General features: G+C 62.9%; 22 protein-coding genes. 10 read left to right on the top strand and 12 right to left on the bottom strand.

All coding sequences use genetic code 11. The features are described 5' to 3' along the window. Nucleotides 1-65: 65 nt before the first annotated feature. A complete protein-coding gene (locus tag EPL01_RS01190) occupies nt 66-1,931 on the bottom strand; it encodes a helicase C-terminal domain-containing protein (protein WP_135823433.1) in 1,866 nt (621 codons plus the stop codon). Nucleotides 1,932-2,215: 284 nt separating this feature from the next. On the opposite strand from EPL01_RS01190, the gene EPL01_RS01185 reads away from it, so the two are divergent. Next, nucleotides 2,216-2,947, top strand: a complete 732-nt coding sequence (locus tag EPL01_RS01185) for a hypothetical protein (protein WP_135823432.1) — start codon at nt 2,216-2,218, stop codon at nt 2,945-2,947. Nucleotides 2,948-3,114: 167 nt separating this feature from the next. On the opposite strand, the gene EPL01_RS01180 is transcribed toward EPL01_RS01185, so the two are convergent. Beyond that, nucleotides 3,115-3,324, bottom strand: coding sequence for a DUF7561 family protein (locus tag EPL01_RS01180; protein ID WP_135823431.1), 210 nt, complete (start codon nt 3,322-3,324; stop codon nt 3,115-3,117). A 118-nt stretch (nt 3,325-3,442) separates the two neighbouring features. Here EPL01_RS01180 and EPL01_RS01175 point away from each other — a divergent pair, with 118 nt between their 5' ends. Continuing rightward, nucleotides 3,443-3,766, top strand: coding sequence for a HalOD1 output domain-containing protein (locus EPL01_RS01175; protein WP_135823430.1), 324 nt, complete (start codon nt 3,443-3,445; stop codon nt 3,764-3,766). Between the two features lie 69 nt (nt 3,767-3,835). On the opposite strand, the gene EPL01_RS01170 is transcribed toward EPL01_RS01175, so the two are convergent. Further along, nucleotides 3,836-4,138: a DUF7967 family protein gene (locus tag EPL01_RS01170; RefSeq protein WP_135823429.1), complete on the bottom strand. Its 303-nt coding sequence runs from the start codon at nt 4,136-4,138 to the stop codon at nt 3,836-3,838. Between the two features lie 77 nt (nt 4,139-4,215). Here EPL01_RS01170 and EPL01_RS01165 point away from each other — a divergent pair, with 77 nt between their 5' ends. After that, nucleotides 4,216-5,079 carry a YkgJ family cysteine cluster protein gene (locus EPL01_RS01165; RefSeq protein ID WP_135823632.1) on the top strand — a complete coding sequence of 288 codons (864 nt, stop codon included), beginning with the start codon at nt 4,216-4,218 and terminating at the stop codon, nt 5,077-5,079. 69 nt (nt 5,080-5,148) lie between these two features. Here EPL01_RS01165 and EPL01_RS01160 read toward each other — a convergent pair whose 3' ends face one another. Then, nucleotides 5,149-5,325, bottom strand: a complete 177-nt coding sequence (locus EPL01_RS01160) for a DUF5786 family protein (protein ID WP_246045609.1) — start codon at nt 5,323-5,325, stop codon at nt 5,149-5,151. Between the two features lie 191 nt (nt 5,326-5,516). On the opposite strand from EPL01_RS01160, the gene EPL01_RS01155 reads away from it, so the two are divergent. Continuing rightward, nucleotides 5,517-6,533 carry a DUF5784 family protein gene (locus EPL01_RS01155; protein WP_135823427.1) on the top strand — a complete coding sequence of 339 codons (1,017 nt, stop codon included), beginning with the start codon at nt 5,517-5,519 and terminating at the stop codon, nt 6,531-6,533. Nucleotides 6,534-6,866: 333 nt separating this feature from the next. Here EPL01_RS01155 and EPL01_RS01150 read toward each other — a convergent pair whose 3' ends face one another. After that, complete coding sequence (locus EPL01_RS01150; protein WP_135823426.1) at nt 6,867-7,151, bottom strand: DUF5789 family protein; 285 nt, start codon at nt 7,149-7,151, stop codon at nt 6,867-6,869. Nucleotides 7,152-7,275: 124 nt separating this feature from the next. Between EPL01_RS01150 and EPL01_RS01145 the strand changes: the two genes are divergently transcribed. Next, the gene (locus EPL01_RS01145) at nt 7,276-8,067 is read left to right on the top strand and encodes a PHP domain-containing protein (protein ID WP_135823425.1); all 792 of its coding nucleotides are present in this window, start codon (nt 7,276-7,278) and stop codon (nt 8,065-8,067) included. Between the two features lie 355 nt (nt 8,068-8,422). Continuing rightward, nucleotides 8,423-8,587: a DUF6757 family protein gene (locus EPL01_RS21340; RefSeq protein WP_168215776.1), complete on the top strand. Its 165-nt coding sequence runs from the start codon at nt 8,423-8,425 to the stop codon at nt 8,585-8,587. 40 nt (nt 8,588-8,627) lie between these two features. On the opposite strand, the gene EPL01_RS01140 is transcribed toward EPL01_RS21340, so the two are convergent. Continuing rightward, nucleotides 8,628-8,948 carry a 4Fe-4S dicluster domain-containing protein gene (locus EPL01_RS01140; protein WP_135823424.1) on the bottom strand — a complete coding sequence of 107 codons (321 nt, stop codon included), beginning with the start codon at nt 8,946-8,948 and terminating at the stop codon, nt 8,628-8,630. A gap of 179 nt (nt 8,949-9,127) precedes the next feature. Between EPL01_RS01140 and EPL01_RS01135 the strand changes: the two genes are divergently transcribed. Both EPL01_RS01135 and EPL01_RS01130 read left to right on the top strand, forming a co-directional pair. Continuing rightward, complete coding sequence (locus EPL01_RS01135) at nt 9,128-9,601, top strand: cupin domain-containing protein (protein WP_135823423.1); 474 nt, start codon at nt 9,128-9,130, stop codon at nt 9,599-9,601. Between the two features lie 117 nt (nt 9,602-9,718). Beyond that, nucleotides 9,719-10,633: a hypothetical protein gene (locus EPL01_RS01130; RefSeq protein WP_135823422.1), complete on the top strand. Its 915-nt coding sequence runs from the start codon at nt 9,719-9,721 to the stop codon at nt 10,631-10,633. Between the two features lie 697 nt (nt 10,634-11,330). Here the strand turns inward: EPL01_RS01130 and EPL01_RS01125 are convergent. Beyond that, on the bottom strand, nt 11,331-11,552 hold the full coding sequence (locus tag EPL01_RS01125; RefSeq protein ID WP_135823421.1) for a hypothetical protein: 222 nt from the start codon (nt 11,550-11,552) through the stop codon (nt 11,331-11,333). Between the two features lie 94 nt (nt 11,553-11,646). Between EPL01_RS01125 and EPL01_RS01120 the strand changes: the two genes are divergently transcribed. After that, entirely contained in the window at nt 11,647-12,438 is a 792-nt protein-coding gene (locus EPL01_RS01120; RefSeq protein ID WP_135823420.1) for an aldo/keto reductase, read from the top strand. A 21-nt stretch (nt 12,439-12,459) separates the two neighbouring features. Here EPL01_RS01120 and EPL01_RS01115 read toward each other — a convergent pair whose 3' ends face one another. After that, entirely contained in the window at nt 12,460-12,915 is a 456-nt protein-coding gene (locus EPL01_RS01115) for an MOSC domain-containing protein (protein WP_135823419.1), read from the bottom strand. 461 nt (nt 12,916-13,376) lie between these two features. Here EPL01_RS01115 and EPL01_RS01110 point away from each other — a divergent pair, with 461 nt between their 5' ends. Further along, a complete protein-coding gene (locus EPL01_RS01110) occupies nt 13,377-13,967 on the top strand; it encodes a DUF7474 family protein (protein WP_135823418.1) in 591 nt (196 codons plus the stop codon). A gap of 307 nt (nt 13,968-14,274) precedes the next feature. Here the strand turns inward: EPL01_RS01110 and EPL01_RS01105 are convergent, their stop codons facing one another. The 4 genes from EPL01_RS01105 to EPL01_RS01090 all read right to left on the bottom strand — a co-directional run bounded on the left by EPL01_RS01105 (nt 14,275) and on the right by EPL01_RS01090 (nt 17,922). After that, on the bottom strand, nt 14,275-14,502 hold the full coding sequence (locus EPL01_RS01105) for a UPF0175 family protein (RefSeq protein WP_135823417.1): 228 nt from the start codon (nt 14,500-14,502) through the stop codon (nt 14,275-14,277). Between the two features lie 66 nt (nt 14,503-14,568). Further along, the gene (locus EPL01_RS01100; protein WP_135823416.1) at nt 14,569-15,312 is read right to left on the bottom strand and encodes a DNA polymerase sliding clamp; all 744 of its coding nucleotides are present in this window, start codon (nt 15,310-15,312) and stop codon (nt 14,569-14,571) included. Between the two features lie 106 nt (nt 15,313-15,418). Further along, entirely contained in the window at nt 15,419-16,453 is a 1,035-nt protein-coding gene (locus EPL01_RS01095; RefSeq protein ID WP_135823415.1) for a methyltransferase, read from the bottom strand. Between the two features lie 35 nt (nt 16,454-16,488). Further along, the gene (locus EPL01_RS01090; RefSeq protein WP_135823414.1) at nt 16,489-17,922 is read right to left on the bottom strand and encodes a sodium:solute symporter family protein; all 1,434 of its coding nucleotides are present in this window, start codon (nt 17,920-17,922) and stop codon (nt 16,489-16,491) included. Nucleotides 17,923-17,980: the final 58 nt, after the last annotated feature.

The following is a 17,980-nucleotide window of genomic DNA, read 5'->3' as shown; positions in this document are numbered from 1 at the left end:
TCTCTCGCCCGCGCAGTTCTGCGCGGGCGAGAGAGCGATTCAGCCGGTCTGTCGCTCGGAATCTGCTACACGCTGTCGTCCCAGACATCCGCCATCGGACTCTTGCGCTCGCGGGTTCCGCCCGAGGAGGCCCCGCCCGAGGAGGACCCACCCGACTGCTCGCTCGCCGACTGGCCGCCCGAGGACTGTCCGCCGGAGGACCGTGACCGATTTCGAGTGCCGGACCCTCGGGACTGACCTCGGCCTCGACTCCTCGCTCCGGCGTTCGCGCTGGCCCCCGCCGCCGACTCGCTCGCGCTCTGGGGGTCGAACTCCGGCAGGTCGGGGCGACTCGTGCGCTCGACTTGCTCGCGGAACCAGTCGGGGGTGTCTCCCTCGGCGCGGTCGAACACTTGCAGGAGGCTCGAATCCGCGAGGTAGGTCGCGCCGTAGTCGTCTGGCGACCGGACCACCCGACCGCAGGCCTGAATCACGGTCCGGAGCGCGGCCCGGTAGTACCACGCCCACTGGCCCTCTTCGAGGCGGTGGGCGACTCTCGAATCGTTGGTGTTGAGAAACGGGGCCTTGCAGATGACCTGCCAGCGCGCGAGGTCGCCCTTCAGGTCGAGGGCCTCCTCCATCTTGACCGAGAGGAAGACCTCCTCGCCGTCGGTGGCCTTCCACGATTCGAGTTCCGCGTCCCGGTTCTCCTTGTCGTGAGTTCGGATGCGGTCGCCGACGCCCATCTGGTCGAGTCGCTCGGCGAGTCGCTCCTGAATCGCGTAAGAGTGGGCGTGAATTATTCCTTTTTCGCCGCGGTGTTCCTGCATCACCTGCACCACGGTCCGGGCGATGGCTGGCAGAGTCTCGTCGCGGTGTTCGTAGGTCATCTTCCCCTGCGTCACGTCGTAGAGCGGCCGGTTTTCGACCGGGAAGGTGTGGCCCACGTCCACCAGCGCGACGTTCTCGGGGTCGAGGCCGACCTGCCGACAGAACGCCTGCTTGTTCAGAATCGTCGCCGACAGCAGCGCGAACTTGTTGCCCCGCTCCCAGACGGTGTGGCTCAGGTACCGCTCGGGGTTCATCGGCTTGATGGTGATGGCTCCGCCCGCCCCGTCGGGTTGGTCCACGACCCACGTCGTCGCGCTCTGGGTGTCCCGGTAGTCCTCCACGAACCAGTCCAACTCGCCGATGAGTTCCTGCAATCGGTCGCGCTCGGCGGCCTCCTCGGGCGTCAGCTCCTGCTTCGCAATTAGCTCGTCCTTTCGGCGCTCGCAGGCGTTCTGGACTCTGTCGGCGTACTCGACCGCCCGGTCCACCCCGGCGCTCTCCAAGTCGGGAATCTTGAGGTCGTCCCAGATGGGCACCGTCCGGGGGTCGAGGTCGATGGCGGCGTACATCTCGGCCCACTCTGCGAGTCCGTGAGCCTCGTCGATGACCACCGCGTCTCGCTTGCGGAACACCTCCGACCCCGCGGTCCGCATGAAGTACGCGAGGGTCATGGCTGCGATTTCGCGGTTGCTCGCAATCGCTCGGTCCGAGAAGTACGGACACCGGTGCTTGACCGAGCAGTCGTAGCCCTTCTCCCGGGCGCAGGGTGCCCTGTCAACCGGGGTGTCGGTCTCGCCCGGTAAGATGCAGTTGTAGTTGCGCTTGCCGCGGATAATCTTCAGGTCGTCCAACAAATCGTCCTCGGCCACGTCGTCCAGTTGGGAGACCTGCGGCGTGGTGTAGTACGCGCCGGTCGCGTCGCTCGGGGCTGCCTCGTCTGGTTGCCGGGCGCACCCGGCGATGGAACGCGCCAGCAGGGACTTGCCGCTCCCGGTCGGCGCGCGGACGAGGACCACGTCGTTGCCCTCGGCGAAGGCGGATTTGATGTCTTCGAGGGCGTCGCGCTGGTTGCCCCGATAGGAGGGCGCGGGGAACTCCTCGAATATCCGGTCGGGGTTCACTGTTCTAATTCACGGCGGGATTCCGGATAAAGCCTGTCGGTCTCGGCGGTTCGATTATCGAGGCGATTTCGAGCTACTAAAGAAGACTTACTGATTTAGCATCTGATAGTTGGATGTCGTCACCTCTCCGCCCAGTCTCGGTTACTGATGGGTCTGATCACTGTGTTCGTGCGAGGCATCTCGTCGGAGTAGACGAATCCGGAAACGAAGCCTCGAACGATGGTGTTTGCGTCACCGTAGCCGTCCGAACTCACCGACGGACCGACACGACGTTGGTTCGGAAAATGGTCGAAAACGGTCTCGAACCGTTCCGATATAAGTCTTCTACTATTGTCCGGCACGGGCCAGTCAGTCCAGTCGAACGCAGGCAACGAGTCTGTTCGTTTCTCGAAGACCTTGCGACGACCTCGATTACGTGGGCCGCAATCGTCTGCACAGACGGACTCGACCACTCCAAGAGAGCGGCCTCGGTAAGTGTTTCTGTCAAGAAGGCGATTACTACGGCTATCGACCACGGAATATTCTCGGGTGAAAACGACCCTGCCGTCCTTCTACACGACGGAAAGCGAGATAGCTACAGTTCGTACGACGAATCTCTGCGAAAACAGCTTGCAATGGATTTCGACCCCAGCTTTCAACAGAATATCTGTCCGGTGTATCCCGTGTTCCTTCAAGACGCGGACCGAACGTACCCTCAATCGAACGCGGCAGATTATATCGCTGGATATCTTCGCTCTCTCCTCGTCGATGATGTACCCGTCGAAGAGGTGCAACACGAAAGCGTTTACAGACTTGACCCTTCGTGGGTCCGGAGCGCAGGAACGCCGACACCACTTTACGAACTCGAATCTCTCCGCCCTATTCGTGAGCAGAAACTTCGGACTCGCGTTCTGTGTTGGTTACTGGGACGAGGAACACCACCCGAACCGGAACCGACGGGTTACGATCCATTTGTAGAGCAGGTCGAACAAATATCTGATTCGAACGTGGGCCGCTACTTGCTTGACGAGTTCTGAAAACCGGATGTCATCAGGTCGTGAGCTACTACCTCACTACCCTCGTCGGCGCAGCGGCGCGTTACGCTAACCGCCAACGCCGCATCCTCGTCTAAAACTAACGGACGCGAGTATTAAAAACGTTTGGCATACGAAACTGCCGCAGAAATAGCGTTTCCCCGCTTTTGTCACTCGTTCCGAAGCGCCGCCACGTCCTCCTCACTCGGGTCGTCGGGCAGTCGCTCGATGCACTCGAAACAGAGGAAGTGTTCGGTCCCGTCGGCGTCGAACTTCAGGGTCATCCCGCCGGTCGAGTCGCTGTCGAGCGTCCAGAGATTGGCGATGCCGCCCGCGATTTTGACCTGCTCGCCGCACCCGTCACAGGTGTCTTTGGCCATGCCCGAACTCGTCGCCCGAGCGACAAAACCTTGCCGACGGATTCCGAATCGTATATATTGGAGTTCGTCGTGAGAGCGAGTATCAGAGTCGGCGCGGGGCCGACGAGGGGACGAGAGGATGTACGACCCAGAATCACTAGTTGCGACTGCGGTGGACCTCGGGAACAGCTCGCCGAACGTATTCCACGGTTACTGCGACCCGGCGGACGGCGGCACGCTGGCCCAGACTATCTTGGAGACGCTGGAGTCGGCGTCGGACTGTCCAGCCACCGAGATGAGCGTTCGCCTCTACGACGCCATCGACCCGGACGCGCTCAACGACCTCTTCGAACCGACGCGCAGCGGCTCGATGCGGGACGACGGCCGCGTCTCGTTCTCCATCGACAAGTTCGCCGTGGACGTCCACGCCAACGGCCACGTCTTCGTGCGACCGATGACCTAACCGCGCCATCTTTTAAGCGATATCTGCGTTTCTAAAGGAGATAATTTGATTTCTTAGAACCCGGTCCGCCTACAGCCGGTCGTCGGGTTCGTGTTCCTCGGCCACGCGAGTCGCCTCTTCGGCGTAGCGCCGCCGCGTCTCGGGGTCGTCCACGGTGCCGAGACTGCCGGGCGCGGCCTCGACCGCGGCGGTCGTCGGGCGACTGTCGCCGAAACTGGTCAGCGCGCGCTCCTTCCGGAGGTACTGCTCGCCGTCCGGAGTCGCGTAGACGAGGATGACGATGTTCTGCTCGTCGTCCGAGTAGGTGCGCTCGACCAGCCAGACCCGGGTCGTCTCGTCGGTCCGCCCGTCCGCGGTGGTTTCGGTTTCCATACGCTACCGTACTCGCTCGCGGAAGATAACGGTGCGCCCGACGACTTATGCCAACACGAACCATACTTCTGACAGTCATGGACGTGAACTGCGAGGAGTGCGCTGGCTGTTGCATCGACTGGCGAGCCATCGCGCCCGAACCGAGCGACCACGAGCGCAGGGGGCCGCGAGAGCCGCTCGACGACACGTACAACCTCGTGCCGCTGACGCGGGACGACGCTCGGGCGCTCCTCGACGCGGGACTGGCCGACGCGCTGACGCCGCGGCTCTGGCGCGACGAGGAGGGCGTCGAAATCGACGGCGTGTCGCTGTCGGCCATCGACGGCAAGCCCGCGTTCTTCCTCGGTCTCCGGAAGCCTCGCAAGCCGGTCGGTCCCTTCGAAACCGACCCGACGTGGCTCCCGACCTGCGCCCTCCTCGACCCGACGACGCTCCAGTGTCGGATTCACGGCGACGAGACCTATCCCACGGAGTGCGCCGAGTACCCCGGTCACAACCTCGAACTGGAACACGAGACCGAGTGCGAGCGCGTCGAGAACTCCTTCGGGGGCGACCGTCTGCTCGACGGCGAACCGCCCGAGGACCTCTCGGGGTTCCTGTTCGGCCCGCAGGTCGTCGGACAGAAGGTGTTCGTCTTCCCCGACCCCGAGCGACTGGAGGGCGTCGTCGCACGCGCCGAGTCCGGCGAACTCACCGCCGAGGACCGCGCGCTGTTCACCGCGGCGGCGGTGTCGTCCGCGCCCGGCACGACGACGATTGCCGAGGAGAAATTCGACTCGGCGCTCGCCGAGGCCCGCGAGGCCGATTCGTGGGTCGGACGCGCCATCGCCGACTGGGAGGAGCGCGCTGGCGAGGTTGGTTCGGCGGCTCCGGACCCTACACTAGCCGAGCGAGTCGAGAACGAGCGCGGCGCTCCCGGGACTCCCGGTTGGGGCGAGTAAATCTATCGACAAGCTGGAAATTACGACGGTCGATACACCGCGTTAGCACGCAGTAGAATCAGTAATGCGCTATTTACCCGACTTGATCTCCTCGAACTGGTCGATGAGCGCTTCGGCGGAGTCGCCCGAATCGTACTCTACGGAGCCGTGATAGGTCGTCCGGTCGTCGTCCTCGCTGACATCGACGGTGTTGTTCTTGCGCTCACGGCGTTCGTGTTCGTCTTCGTCATAGGCACCCATTGACATGGTAACCACACTCATAGGTTGGCGTGGGTTAGTAATGAATGTAACGGACAATTACGTTCTTTTCGCTCCTCGAAAACAGGTCAAGATAGCGACGGCTGGGTGAGTCACGTCGTGGCTGGTCGCGGCCGGTCGCGGGACGACCGACTCTCGTCGACACAAGAGGTAAATTCCTCGCGTGACTACTGTCGAACGTGGCGAGTCCGCTCCGCTTTCGCCGCTCCACGGAGCGGTGGACTGACGATAGAATCGAACGCGACATCTACGAACCGCTGGACGGGAAGTTCGGCGCGCAACTGCTGACGCCCCACTACGTCGGGCCGTCGGGCTACCGGACGCGCCGTATCGAGATGGGCAACGGCGACCTCGCGCTGTTCGCGTGGTCGGACGACGAAGCATTTTGGCTCGGCAACACCGAGACGCCCTCCGCGCTCTGGCGCACCGAGAAGTACACCTTCGACGAGATACCCTACCAAGTGGCCCGGTGGGCACAGCGCGAACTGCTGGCCGACCTCCAAGTCGAGGACCCGTGGCTGGCCGAGTACGACCACCTCTCGTGGTTCTTCCTCCCGGTTCTGTTCTCGAAGGACGGGAGCGACTCCTCCCGGAAGTTCTTCCGGGAACACGCGATGGGGTTCCCCGACGCGGCCCGCGACGAGGCGCTGTCGTTCTACGACCGGTTCCTCTCCACCGGGGTCTTGGACGACCACCGGTACGAGATGGCGTCGAAACTCGGGACGAGTCCGCAGGTGGACCCCGTGCGGATGGCCTCGGCGATGAGCGAGTTCACCGGGGCGAAGGTCCTCACCGACGCCGGATACGAGGTCACGCCCGAAATCGAGGTCACGACCGGCCACTCGCTCGACTTTCAGGCTACTCCCGAGGAGGGAAATGGCAGCGAAGCCCCGCTGGTCGAGATTACGCGCCCCAGACCGCCGACCCGACGCCACGCCGACACGCCGACTGCGGCGGTGCGCGAGACGGCCGAGACCAAGACCTCGGGTCAGCTCCAGAAGCACGGCGGCGGCGCGGTCCTGTTCGTGGACTGCTCGGGCTTCCGCGACGACGAGTGGGCCGCGGTCCGGGGCGAGCAACCGAGCGTCCGCCATCGGCCCGCGGTCGTCTTCCGCGCTCGCCCCTCGGGCCGAATCGAGGGCTACCGCGAGGGGGCGCTCCCGCTGGACCTCGGCGGCGCTATCGACTGGGTGTGAGAGATAGAACTGGTCGCTAGCGGTTGCGGCGCGGTAGCGGTTGCGACGCGGTAGCGGTTGCGGCGCGGTAGCGGTTGCGGCGCGGTGCAGTGGCGGTGCGGTAGCGGTGCTGTCGCCCGCCAGCGATTCTACCGCGAGCGAACGAACGTGAGCGAGCGGACCAAGGAATCCCTCGAACGAGCGCCTTCGGCGCTCGTGAGGGGGTGACGCCGTGTCGTCGGGAGCGAAGCGACCGACTGCTCGGAAGACGCGGTTTGTCTTCCGGTGTTTTTGGTCGAGCTTTTTATCGAGAGCAGTCGCCACAGGCGACTGCTCTCGCAATAAAAAGGTCGTTTAGAAGGAGACCTGCCCCGGACCCATCGTCCCGAGCGTCGTCGGGTCGCGGTCGCTGTACCCCTTGCGACCGATGGCCTTGCCGCTGACTGCCGAGTAGAGGAGTTCTTCGGCTTCAGTCGAGGTGCCGCAGGTCTCGGACTCGACGCGGGCGAATACCTCGCCGATGGTCTCGGTCCCGTTCGCCAGTTCGAGTTCGTAGTCGCCGTAGGTCTCGGTGAGTTGGTCGGTCGTCGCGGGATATTCGTGTTGGCGGAGCAGTTCGGACGCCTGTTGCAACGTCATCGACAACATCTACATCAAAGTTAATGATAAACCTTGCTGCGTATGAGTAATGAGGAATTTAAGGAAACTAAGGTCCTCCTCGGGATAGCGAAGCGTTTTCGGAGGCCGGAATCAATCTGGGGGTATGAGCGTCTTCGCGGACCTTCACGTCCACACGACCAACTCCGACGGCGAGATGCGACTGTCGGAGGTGCCCGAGGCCGCCCGTGACGCGGGCGTCTCGGTCGTGGCGATAACCGACCACGACCGACTCCACCCGGAACTGCCGACGCCCGTCACGGCGTTCGAGGGCGTGACGGTGGTCCACGGTATCGAACTGCGCGTCGAACCCGACGGCGGCGAGCGCGTGGACCTGCTGGGCTACGGCGTCACGCCCACGCCGGACCTCGTGGACGAACTCGAACGCATCCAGACCGACCGCAAGGAGCGCGGCCGGAAGATAATCGCCAACGTCGAGGAGCACCTCGGCGTGGACCTCGGCCTCGAAGCGCGCGAGGGATTGGGTCGGCCTCACGTCGCCCGCGCCGTCGTGGACCACCCCGAGACCGGCTACGACGAACCGAGCGCGGTGTTCGACGACCTCATCGGCAACGACGGCCCCTGCTTCGTCGCCCGCGACGTGACCTCCTTCGAGCGCGGCGCGGAACTCCTGAAAGACGCCTGCGGACTGGTCGGACTGGCCCACCCGTATCGCTACGACGACCCCGAGGCCGCGCTGGAGTTGACCCGCGAGTTGGACGCCGTGGAGCGATACTACCCCTACGGCGAGGACGTGGACGCTCGGCCCGTCGAGCGCGCCATCGCCGAACACGACTTGATTCCGACCGGCGGGAGCGACGCCCACGACCACGAACTCGGTAAGGCCGGATTGTCGAAACCGGAGTATCGCCACTTCCGCTCCTCGGTCAATCTATAGATTGCTTTAGAACTCGTTTTTATTGCTTTAACATTGTATATTATATGCTGGGTTGAGGGAGCGAGCGGAACCGCACCGCTACCGCTCCGCGCCACGGACCCCCCGCCGCCCTCGCACAGTTCTGCGCGAGGGCGGCGTCCTGCCGAACGAAGTGAGGCAGGGCTTGGAGGACGCGGTTTGTCCTCCAGCGCGTCCCGTGGACTGGAATCTCGAGCGCGTCCCGTGGACTGAGACAATTCACGAAACGGCAAATCAAACCGGCTGACGCGAGGTACCGGCCGGTTTCTCTCCGAAATCGGACACCCTCGGCAGACTAAACACAGGGGTTAAATTCCGTGAGGAAGTAGTCCATGATATGCGGTGTCACTACTGCGACCGGGAAGCGTCGTTCGCCCCCGAACTGAACGGCGTGCAGGTCGGCCTCTGCGACACGCACTTCCGCGAGCAGTTCGAGTACCTCGCGGACACCGACGCGCTGGCGTATCTCCGCCAAGAGTTGGACGTGGACAGGCCAGAGTAGCGACTCCGAAACGCTCGTTCTCCGAAAGAAAAATGCCCGATTAGGCCCGGCCCGCGTCCACGTCGATGGCGTCTACCGGACAGACGTCCACGCAGAGCATGCAGTCGATGCACTGGGCCTCGTTGGCGGGGTCGGCCTTGCGCTCGCTCTCGGGGTGGTCCGGCGTGTCGACCCACTCGAAGACGTCCACCGGGCAGTCCTCCAGACACGCGCCGTCGGCGATGCAGAGGTCGAAGTCCACGGCGACGTGGGTGCCGTGGATGCCCAGTTTCTCCGGTTCGTCTACGGGACCCCACACGTCGTGGCCCTCGTGGTCGTCTACCTTCTCGCGGTTTTCGTGGAATTGCGGGTCAATGGCCATTACCGTTCACCTACCCCTAGCCACAGCGGGAAGGTACTTAAATCAACTCCCTCTGGTTAAATGTATCGAGTCGATTCCGGTTTAGGCTGGGCTAAAACCGCTATACGTGGCGGGTTCCCCGACCACCTTCTGACGACTCGCCGCAATGATTTATATACTATGAAGCGCGACTCCTCGCCATGGAGAAGGTCCGAGTCGAGGAGGTCGAGTCCCGCGCCGGTCCCGCCGACGTGAAGCGACCGCTCACGACCGCACTCGGCGCGACAGACCTCGCGGTCAACTACTTCGAACTCGCGCCCGGCGATAGCTTCGCGTTCGGCTATCACGCCCACTCCGACCAAGAGGAGGTCTTCTACGTCCAGTCGGGAACGGTCACGTTCGAGACCGAGGAGGGTCAGGTCGAAGTCTCCTCCGGCGAACTCGTGCGGTTCGCGCCCGGCGAGTACCAGCGCGGCGTCAACGAAGCAGAAAACGACTCGCGCGCCGTCGCGCTGGCACTCGGTGCCCCGCAGGAGAGTGGTGACCTCGACTTGCGCCGAGAGTGCTCGGACTGCGGCGACCGAACCTCCAACACCGTCCAGCGCGCCGACGAGGGCGCGGGTCTCGTGACGATTTGCGAGGAGTGCGGTGCGGAGACGGGCCGGTTCGAGTGAGTTAGTATACCGTGTCATCGGCAGAAGAAGCGATAAATTCCACGTATCTGCGATTGCTACGAGAATCAGCTATCAATAAGTATTTTAGCGTTTGATAGTCTATTTACGATAGAACTGATGAGTAGCGAGGAGCAAACAGAGTACGGTGCGCGCGATTTCCTGTGCTATCAGCTCCTCGTGGAACTTGACGAAGCTCAGCACGACGGGCGAAGTATTACTCGTACTCAATTTCTCAAAATTTCCCCAATCGCCGACCGAATCCTCTCCGAAGAGTACGACCGAGATATCGGACTCCCCCGATACTGGTACATGTATGGGGAGGTCTTGAACGAGACGCCCTTGAACGATGGCTTCTATACGACTACAGACGCTCCGTGGGACGGCAAGGCGATTGAACTCTCGCCCGGAATATCTTCTGATACCTTCTCAGTCGAGGAGAATGTACGACGCGACATCCACGAAGTCGCTCGCAGGCTAGCGAGCAACTTTGCTAACGAGCGAACGGACGAGCTGAAAGAATACCAGTACCGGGAGCATGCGCCAACGAAATTCATCATCGCCTTCGATGATTTCCGGAGTTTCATTACCGAAACCGACCGACAAAGCACGACACTGGATAGTTTCGTCTCGGGTAAGTCGTCTTATTCCCCTGAATCCGAGGCCTTAGAGCTACTAGACGATGCTTTGATTTCGTACCCCGAAGATCAATACGAGGAGATGTACGATGTTTTCCTCGAATGGGAAGACACGATGCGACTCCTCATCGAGCAAGAAACTGCCTTTGACGAAGCGGAAGGACTTCTACGTGACTTCTGGGAAACGTTCAGCAAAGTCGAACTCCGACTCCAACACGAACAAAATACTCCTCAAGAGCAGAAGATGCGATGGGTTGAGCAACGTGAGAACGCGAAACGCGAGTTTAGAGAAAGACTCGCCGAAATACGAAACGAGAGGCTCACCAACCGATGCCAAAGCGATGTACTAAACGATGTCGCAGAATCCTACTCCGAAACCGTCCGAGATATGTTTTAACTCATGTGCTGGGCTTCATTTCTCGATACCGGGGTCGTAATCGGCTACTGCATCTTACTTGACGACCATCATCGTAACTGTCGAGAGTATCTTGAGGAGAATACAGAGGCCAAGTTGTTCATCAGCGATACCGTCGAAAGCGAGTACCAAAACGCGAAACAGAAAGTGAGTCGGCGACTTGCGAATGCTGTACGAGAACACGTCCGAGACATAAAGCGGGCAGACTGTGACGATAATCTCGGCCCGATGGAGTTGGACCGACTACAGAACCGGGTTCTGAGTCGGACCAACGACGCACACCAGTTTCTGTACGATTTTTACGGTGAAGGAGTAGGGAATTTCATACAGAAAGACGAGCTATGCGACCGACTCCGAACACTGGCCCGCGAAATTGAATCCTTCCCACTTGAACAAAAGCAAAAGCTAGATTCGAGGCTCACGCTGTGGGAATGTGAAAATAGCCACGACGGAATTGAGGCCTCACTTAGTATGGTTCCAATCGATGACCGTCGAATCTGTATCGAGGCTCACGACTTAGCTTGCTGTAACGATATTCATACCGAGTTCGCTACTGTGAACCCACGAGATTTTATCAATGGCGGAACAGAGGAAATGATTCTGGAAGTCACAGAAATTGACGAAATAGAGAATCTGGCTGTTGGCTCGTATTAATCCGCTGTTGCGAATTCGGTAGGTCTCATTCGCGCTCGCACTTGGGGTCCGGCCCGAAGCGGGTCCACGCCAGCCCCAGCACGCCGACGGTCAGCACCGTCACCAGCACCTGCACCAGGTCAGCGCCGAGTCCGCCAGCGATTGCGCCGGTCGCCAGCGCGGCCCCGCCGACCGCCGAGGTTCCGATACAGCAGAGACTCGCCAGTCCGCCGATGCCGAGGAGTCCCCACGGAGTACGTTCGGCCATACCCACTCTTCCCGGTGCTATCCCTTCGCTCTTTTGTTCGTTCGGTGTTGCCGCCGCGCGTAGCTTTTTCCCTCCGGCCGAACACCCACCGACTATGACGACCATTCCCAGTCCGGGCCTCGGCACGTCCGGCAACGACGACCCCGAGACCTGCGCCGAGACCGTCCGAAAGGCTCTCGAAATCGGCTATCGGCACGTGGACACGGCCCAGATGTACGAGAACGAGGCCGCGGTCGGAGACGGCATCGCGGCCAGCGAGGTCCCGCGCGAGGAGGTCTTCATCGCAACGAAGGTCCTGCCCGCGAACCTCGCGCCGGAGGACGTGCGCGAGACCACCGACGAGAGCCTCGACCGACTCGGCGTGGACTACGTGGACCTGCTGTACGTCCACTGGCCCATGCGGGCCTACGACGCCGAGGAGACCCTCCCCGTCTTCGACGAGTTGCGAGCGGCCGGGAAGACCGAGAACGTCGCGGTCAGCAACTTCACGACCGAGTTGCTCGACGAGGCCCGCGAGATTCTCGACAGTCCGATTCTGGCGAATCAGGTCGAGATGCACCCCCTGCTCCCCCAAGACGACTTGCTCTCCTACTGCCGGGAGCGCGACATCACGGTGGTCGCCTACTCGCCGCTGATGCAGGGCGAGGCGGGCGACGTGGACGAACTGGTCGAAATCGCCGGGTCCCACGACACGACCCCGGAGGCCGTCAGTCTCGCGTGGCTCGACCAGCGCGACGGCGTGGTCCCGATTCCGAAGGCAACCGGCGAGGACCACCTCCGGGCCAACTTCGAGGCTCCGACGCTCTCCGACGAGGAGGTCGCCCGCATCGACGCCATCGAGGAGCGCGAGCGTCTCGTGGACCCCGACGACGCGGCGTGGAACTGACGGGGCCGCGGTCGGTCCGTTTCAGCGCGGTTCGATTTCGTCGCCGACCGAAATTTCACCCGACTCCACGATGTCGGCTTCGAGGCCGCCGCGGTGGACCAGCGCCGAAATCGCACCCTCGTCGGTCAGCGATTCGAGGTGACCGCAGGGTTCGCAGAGCGCGGTGCCCTCGCAGACGACCTCGCCGACCCGGAATCGCTCGCCGACGAGGTGGTTGAGCGCGGCGTCGCTGGTCGTGAGGTTCCGGCGGTGTTTCCCGTCTCGGAGGTCGATACCGTCTCCGTCGTCTCCGTCCTCGCCCGCGGCGGCGTCGAGCGCCTCGGCCTCGATGAGCGTCAGGTCGGCCCCGTCGGTCCCGAAGTGACGGTCCTCGCGCAGGCCCTCGCCAGCGACTGCCTCGACCGATTCGGCCTCCTCGGTGTCCGCGCCCGACTCGGGCGCGAGGTGGATTGCTTCGACTGCTCCGGTTCCGTCCATAGTCGGGTCTCGGAACGACGGGGCTTAAACTTCGGTGACGGGAACGTGGCTCGGCACCAAGAAATATATTATCGTCCTGAAAATCCTATATGCTGTCTTAACATTGGTACATGTGTCTGAAGCTGGTTGGTTGCGTTCTGTGAGGTTCGAACCTCGGCGCACGTGGGCACGACGCCTCGGCGTCGCGCCTCGCGTGCGAGGGAGTCGGCCGCCGTTGGCGGCCGACGAGGTTGGGGAGGCGTGAGGCTTGCGGTTGCGGTGCGGCCGCGGTGACTCCTGTGAGTCGGCAGTAGCTAGCTTCTTCGACTCGGCCACTTCGTCTCGCTCTGGTCCAGAATCGTCAGCCTTCCGTCGAGCCATCAGTTTCCGTTGAGAAACGGTCTGGACGCGTCCAAGCACCATCGACACCGAGCAGAACGGAATCAGACCAATTTTGTACCCCCAAAGCAACAGTCCGAGTCGTGCCGCGGTTCGACTACCCCTGCCCAGACTGCCGGACGACGAGCAACCTCCACGGCCCGGACTGCGAGTTCGAGGGCGCGACGTGGTCCGACATCGAGAAGGCCTACACCGACATCGTGGCGGTGCTGTCGGGCGACCCGCTCCCCGACGACGCGCTCCGGAACGCGGTCCACGGCCGGTGGAGCAACCTCCATCAGGCCGCGTTGGACCGCCTCCAGCGCGAACAGCGCGTCGTGGAGGACGAGCAGGGGCACCTCGAACTCCTCACCGCCGAGGAGTACAAGGAACACGTCACCGAGCCGACCATCGAACCCATCAAGACCGTCGCCCGGAAGGGGTCGGTGCCGGGTGCCCACGACAACGCCGTCTTCGCCATGATAGCGTGGTACGAGATGGTCGGCCTCTCGTGGGAGGAGACCCGCGAGCGCGTGGTGGATTGGCTCCGCAACACGGGGACGTGGACTCGCGGGGGCTTCGAGGAGGCTTCGCCTGAGGAACTCGTGAACAAGAAGCGCCACGTCTACGAGTCGGGATACGGGTGGAAGGAGAAGGCCGAGGCCGCCAAGTCGGTCATCGACCGGAGTCTCTAATCGGTCAGTTCCGCGACGCTCTCGACCGGCGAGCGATAGCCTGCTCGCTCCCACGCTTCGAGCCACTTGTCGGCCGCTTCTACAGTCATCTCGTCCACGGAGTCATCCGGTGCTGATTCACCGTGCCGTAGCCAATCGAGTGCCGGTTGAAGATAATCGTACCCCCTCGTCTCGTCGTCGTCGGAGTTCTCGCTCGACGGCGGGAACGGTAACCGGAATCGCAGTCGCGCTGACTAACCAGCTAACCGAACGACTTCGAGCGAAGTTCGAGAGGACAGTCGTGTCGAAGACGATTGGCGTCGGTCCCTCACTCGTTTGCTCGTCGGGCAACATCTACCTCGCTCCGCGCGTCCTCACTCGTCTCCGGCCCGAGTCGCAACTCCACACCTGCCTCGTTCAGAATCTCTTGCATCCGAATTTTGGACACGTCGGCGCGCTCGGCGGCCTCCCCGAGCGTCAACTCTCCGAGCGCGTAGCGTCCGACGATTGTGGCGAGTTCCGCGTCGTCGGACCCGCCGCGTGAATCTAGCGACATACGAGGACGTAGTGCTTCTTCAGGTATGGATTTGAGGGAGAAAACGGAGCTGTCGGGAATCCGGATTCAGTCGCTCTGAATCCGAGGAGCAAGCATAAACGTCACGTTGCCCTTGCCCTCGGCGATGTCGAAGTGCATCTTGACCGGGAACTCCTCGCCCAGCTCCACGCGGACCTCGGCGTCGCTCGGAATGGCCTTGTTCATGTCCTTGAGGTAGTCGAGGCTGAACAGCGACCGGGCGGGACCGGCCTGCAGGTCCACGAGGTCCTCGCGGTCGAGTTCGAGGCGCACGTCGTCGGTGTCGCCCTCGGCCTCCACGATGAAGGTCTCCTCGTCGGCGTCAACCGCCAGCGCGATGTGGTCGCTGACCATGTCGGCGGCCGTGACCGAGCGGTCGATGTCCTTGCCCTCGACGACGATTTCGGCGGGGAGGTCGAGGTCCGGAATGTCGGGTTCCTGCCGAATCGAGTCGGGGTCGATGAGCGCGAGGGTGTATTCGAGGCCGTCGATTTGGATGTGGAGCTTGCGGGTCTCCTCGTCGAGTTCGAGGTGAACCGGCTGGTCGCCGCTGGCCATGCCCGCGATGTCTTCGAGTCGGTCGAGGTTGACGCCGATGATGCCGCCGTCGGCCTCGTAGGACTCGAAGGCAGAGGCGTCGAGTTCGAGGTCCACCATCCCCACGTTGGCGGGGTCTACCGCGCGAATAGCCAGACCGTCCTCTTCGAGGTGGATTTTACACTCGTCCACCAGCACGCTCACAGAGTCGATAGTATCCTTGAGCGTGTCGGCGCTCACGATAGCCTTAAACATCTTGGCAAGTGGTACGAACCCCCGGCATAAAAAAACACCCGTTCGGGCGCGCACGCGTGAGAAAAACATGCGATGGATTCGCACGCCAGTCGTTAGTACCCAGTTGTTATTCTTCTCGGGCCTTCTCGACTTCGATGACCGTCACCATCCCGCTGTCGTCGGCGCGGGTCGAGACGCGCTCCCATCCGGCTTCCGCCAGCAGGTCGGCGTGTTCGTCGTCGGTCCGGACGCGGCCCTCGACGCTGCTCATCATGTACATGTCGTAGAGCTTCGGGAAGTCGCCGCCGTTGGGTCCCACGACCGGCTCGATGATGAGGACGCGGGCGTCGTCCGGGGCGCTCTCGCGGACGGTCGAGAGAATCTGGACGTACTCGTCGTCGCCCCAGTCGTGCAGGACGTGCTTGAGGGTGTAGCGGTCGGCCTCGGGCACCGACTCGAACATGTCGCCGCCGACGAGGGTGCATCGGTCCTCGACGCCCAGTTTCGGGGCCACGAGGCCCTCGGTACTCGGCAGGTCGAGGACGGTGCCTTCGAGGTGCGGGAACTCAGCGAGGAGTTTACAGAGCATGTAGCCCCGGCCGCCAGCCACGTCGCAGACGTGCGAGACCGACTCGAAGTCGTAGTCCGCGAGGACCTGCAGGATGGCCTCGGACTGGACCTGCGTGAGACTGCTCATCCCGCTGTTGAACAACTCGGCGAACTCGGGGTCCTCGCTGGTGCGCTCGAACAGACCCTCGCCGTGTTCGCGCTCGAAGGGAGTCGGGCCTCCTTCCCGAACGAAGTCGGGAATCTGGTTCCACGGCGTGACGAAGTCCGGCGAGTTGACGATTTCGACCACGCCGCTCAGCGAGGCCGGGTGGTCCGAGCGCAGGAGGGTTCCTTCCGGAGTCAGCGTAAATTCTCTCCCTTCGCGCTCGTCCAGCAAGTCGAGCGAGTCCAGCGCCCGGAGGAGCCTGTACGACTGGTCGGGGTCCAAATCGAGGTCCTCGGCGATGTCGCTGGCGGGGGTCGGCTCCTCGCCCACCGCGTCGAAGACGCCCAACTCGACCCCGGCGTAGAGGGTCTGGCTTCGCCAGAGACCGTAGGTCAAATCCATCACGCTCCGGACGGCGTCGGCTCCCGAACCTGCACTTTCTGTCATGGGTTATCGTGGGAAAACAATCCGAGCGGCGGTATTTAGTCGTTGACTTCGCTCGCCAGCGAGTCGGGCGTCCACTTCGCGGCCAGCGTCGTGAGGAGCATCGTCGCGCCCGAGGCTCCGATGCCGACGAAGGTGCCGGGGACGACGGCTCGCGGTCCGGCGATGGTCCAGCCGACCCCCGAGACGACGCCGACGACGATGCCCGCCAGCACCGGGCGGCCCGACAGCCAGTTCCACCGGAGCGCGGCGTACACCGGCACGAGGAAGGCGCAGGTCAGCAGGACCGCTCGCAGGTAGTAGATGACGATGATGGTCCCCGGCGGGTCGATGGCGACCCCGGCGGCCGCGAGTCCCGCGGCGATGGCCGAGAACCGGAACACGCGGAGTTTCGTCTCGTCGGCGGCGTCGGGCCGGAAGTACGAGAAGATGTCGTGGGCGGCGGTGACGCCGGTTCCGTGGAGCATCGTGTCGGTGGTCGAGAGAATCGCGCCCATCGCCGCCAGAATCAGGAGCGCGCCGATTTCGGTCGGCAGGTACTCGGTGAGCAGCAGCGGGAAGGCGGCGTCGGGGTTGTCCACCGGGATTCCGGCGTTGTCGAGCGCGACGACTGCGGCCCCGCCGAGGAAGACCATCGCAAAGGAGAACGCCGTCAGGATGACGCCGCTGACCGCGATGTGGGACTTGGCGGTCTTGAGGTCGCGGGTCGCGTTCAGGTGGATGATGGCGCTCTGGCTGGTGAACAGCGTGCCGAAGAACGCCGTCGCGGTGCCGAGGACTCCGATAATCGTCTGGTCGGGCTTCAGCGGCGTAATCAGTTCGGGGTCGATGTTCGCCAGTTGGGTGTTGACCGACGCGAGGCCGCCGAGGTCGGTGACGAGGTAGACCGAGACGAAGAAGACGGACGCGACCATGATGGTCCCCTGCACGAGGTCGGTCCACGCCACGCTGACGAGGCCGCCCATCACGGTGTAGGCGATGAAGACGACGGCGACGACCCAGACGATGTACTTGTACTCGATGCCGGTGATCGTCGTCACGAGCAGGCTCGCGCCGACCAACTGCATCAGGACGTAGAGCCAGCCGTTCAGAAGCAGGACGACGGCGGAGATCGGCTTCGCGCCCTCGTAGCCGGTCACGTCCACGATGATGTCGGGCAGGGTCGTGTAGTCGAAGCTCCGGACCTTGTGGGCGACGAAGTACATCCCGCTGAGGCCGAGCATCAGACCGAACTGGATGTTGAGCATGACGGAGTAGCCGTCGGTGTAAATCGCGCCGACGAGACCGATGATGGCGACGGTGCTGACGAAGTTGGCGACCAGCGACCACGTCGCCAGCGTCGGCCCGAGGTCCCGACCGTAGAGCCAGAAGTCCTCCAGCGACTCGCTCTGTTTGTTCCCCCACGCGCCGAGCGCCAGCACGCCGAGGAGATAGACCGCGAACGCGCCGGTGTAGAACGTGTTCATCGTCATCGGGGCTCCTCCCGAATCGGCTTGCCCAGCAGGATGTGAACGACCAGATAGTGGATGG

Source organism: Halorussus ruber (assembly GCF_004765785.1).
In the GTDB taxonomy this organism is placed as follows: domain Archaea; phylum Halobacteriota; class Halobacteria; order Halobacteriales; family Haladaptataceae; genus Halorussus; species Halorussus ruber.
Note: the sequence above shows the minus strand (reverse complement) of the source record. Positions and strands in the feature narration are given on the sequence as shown.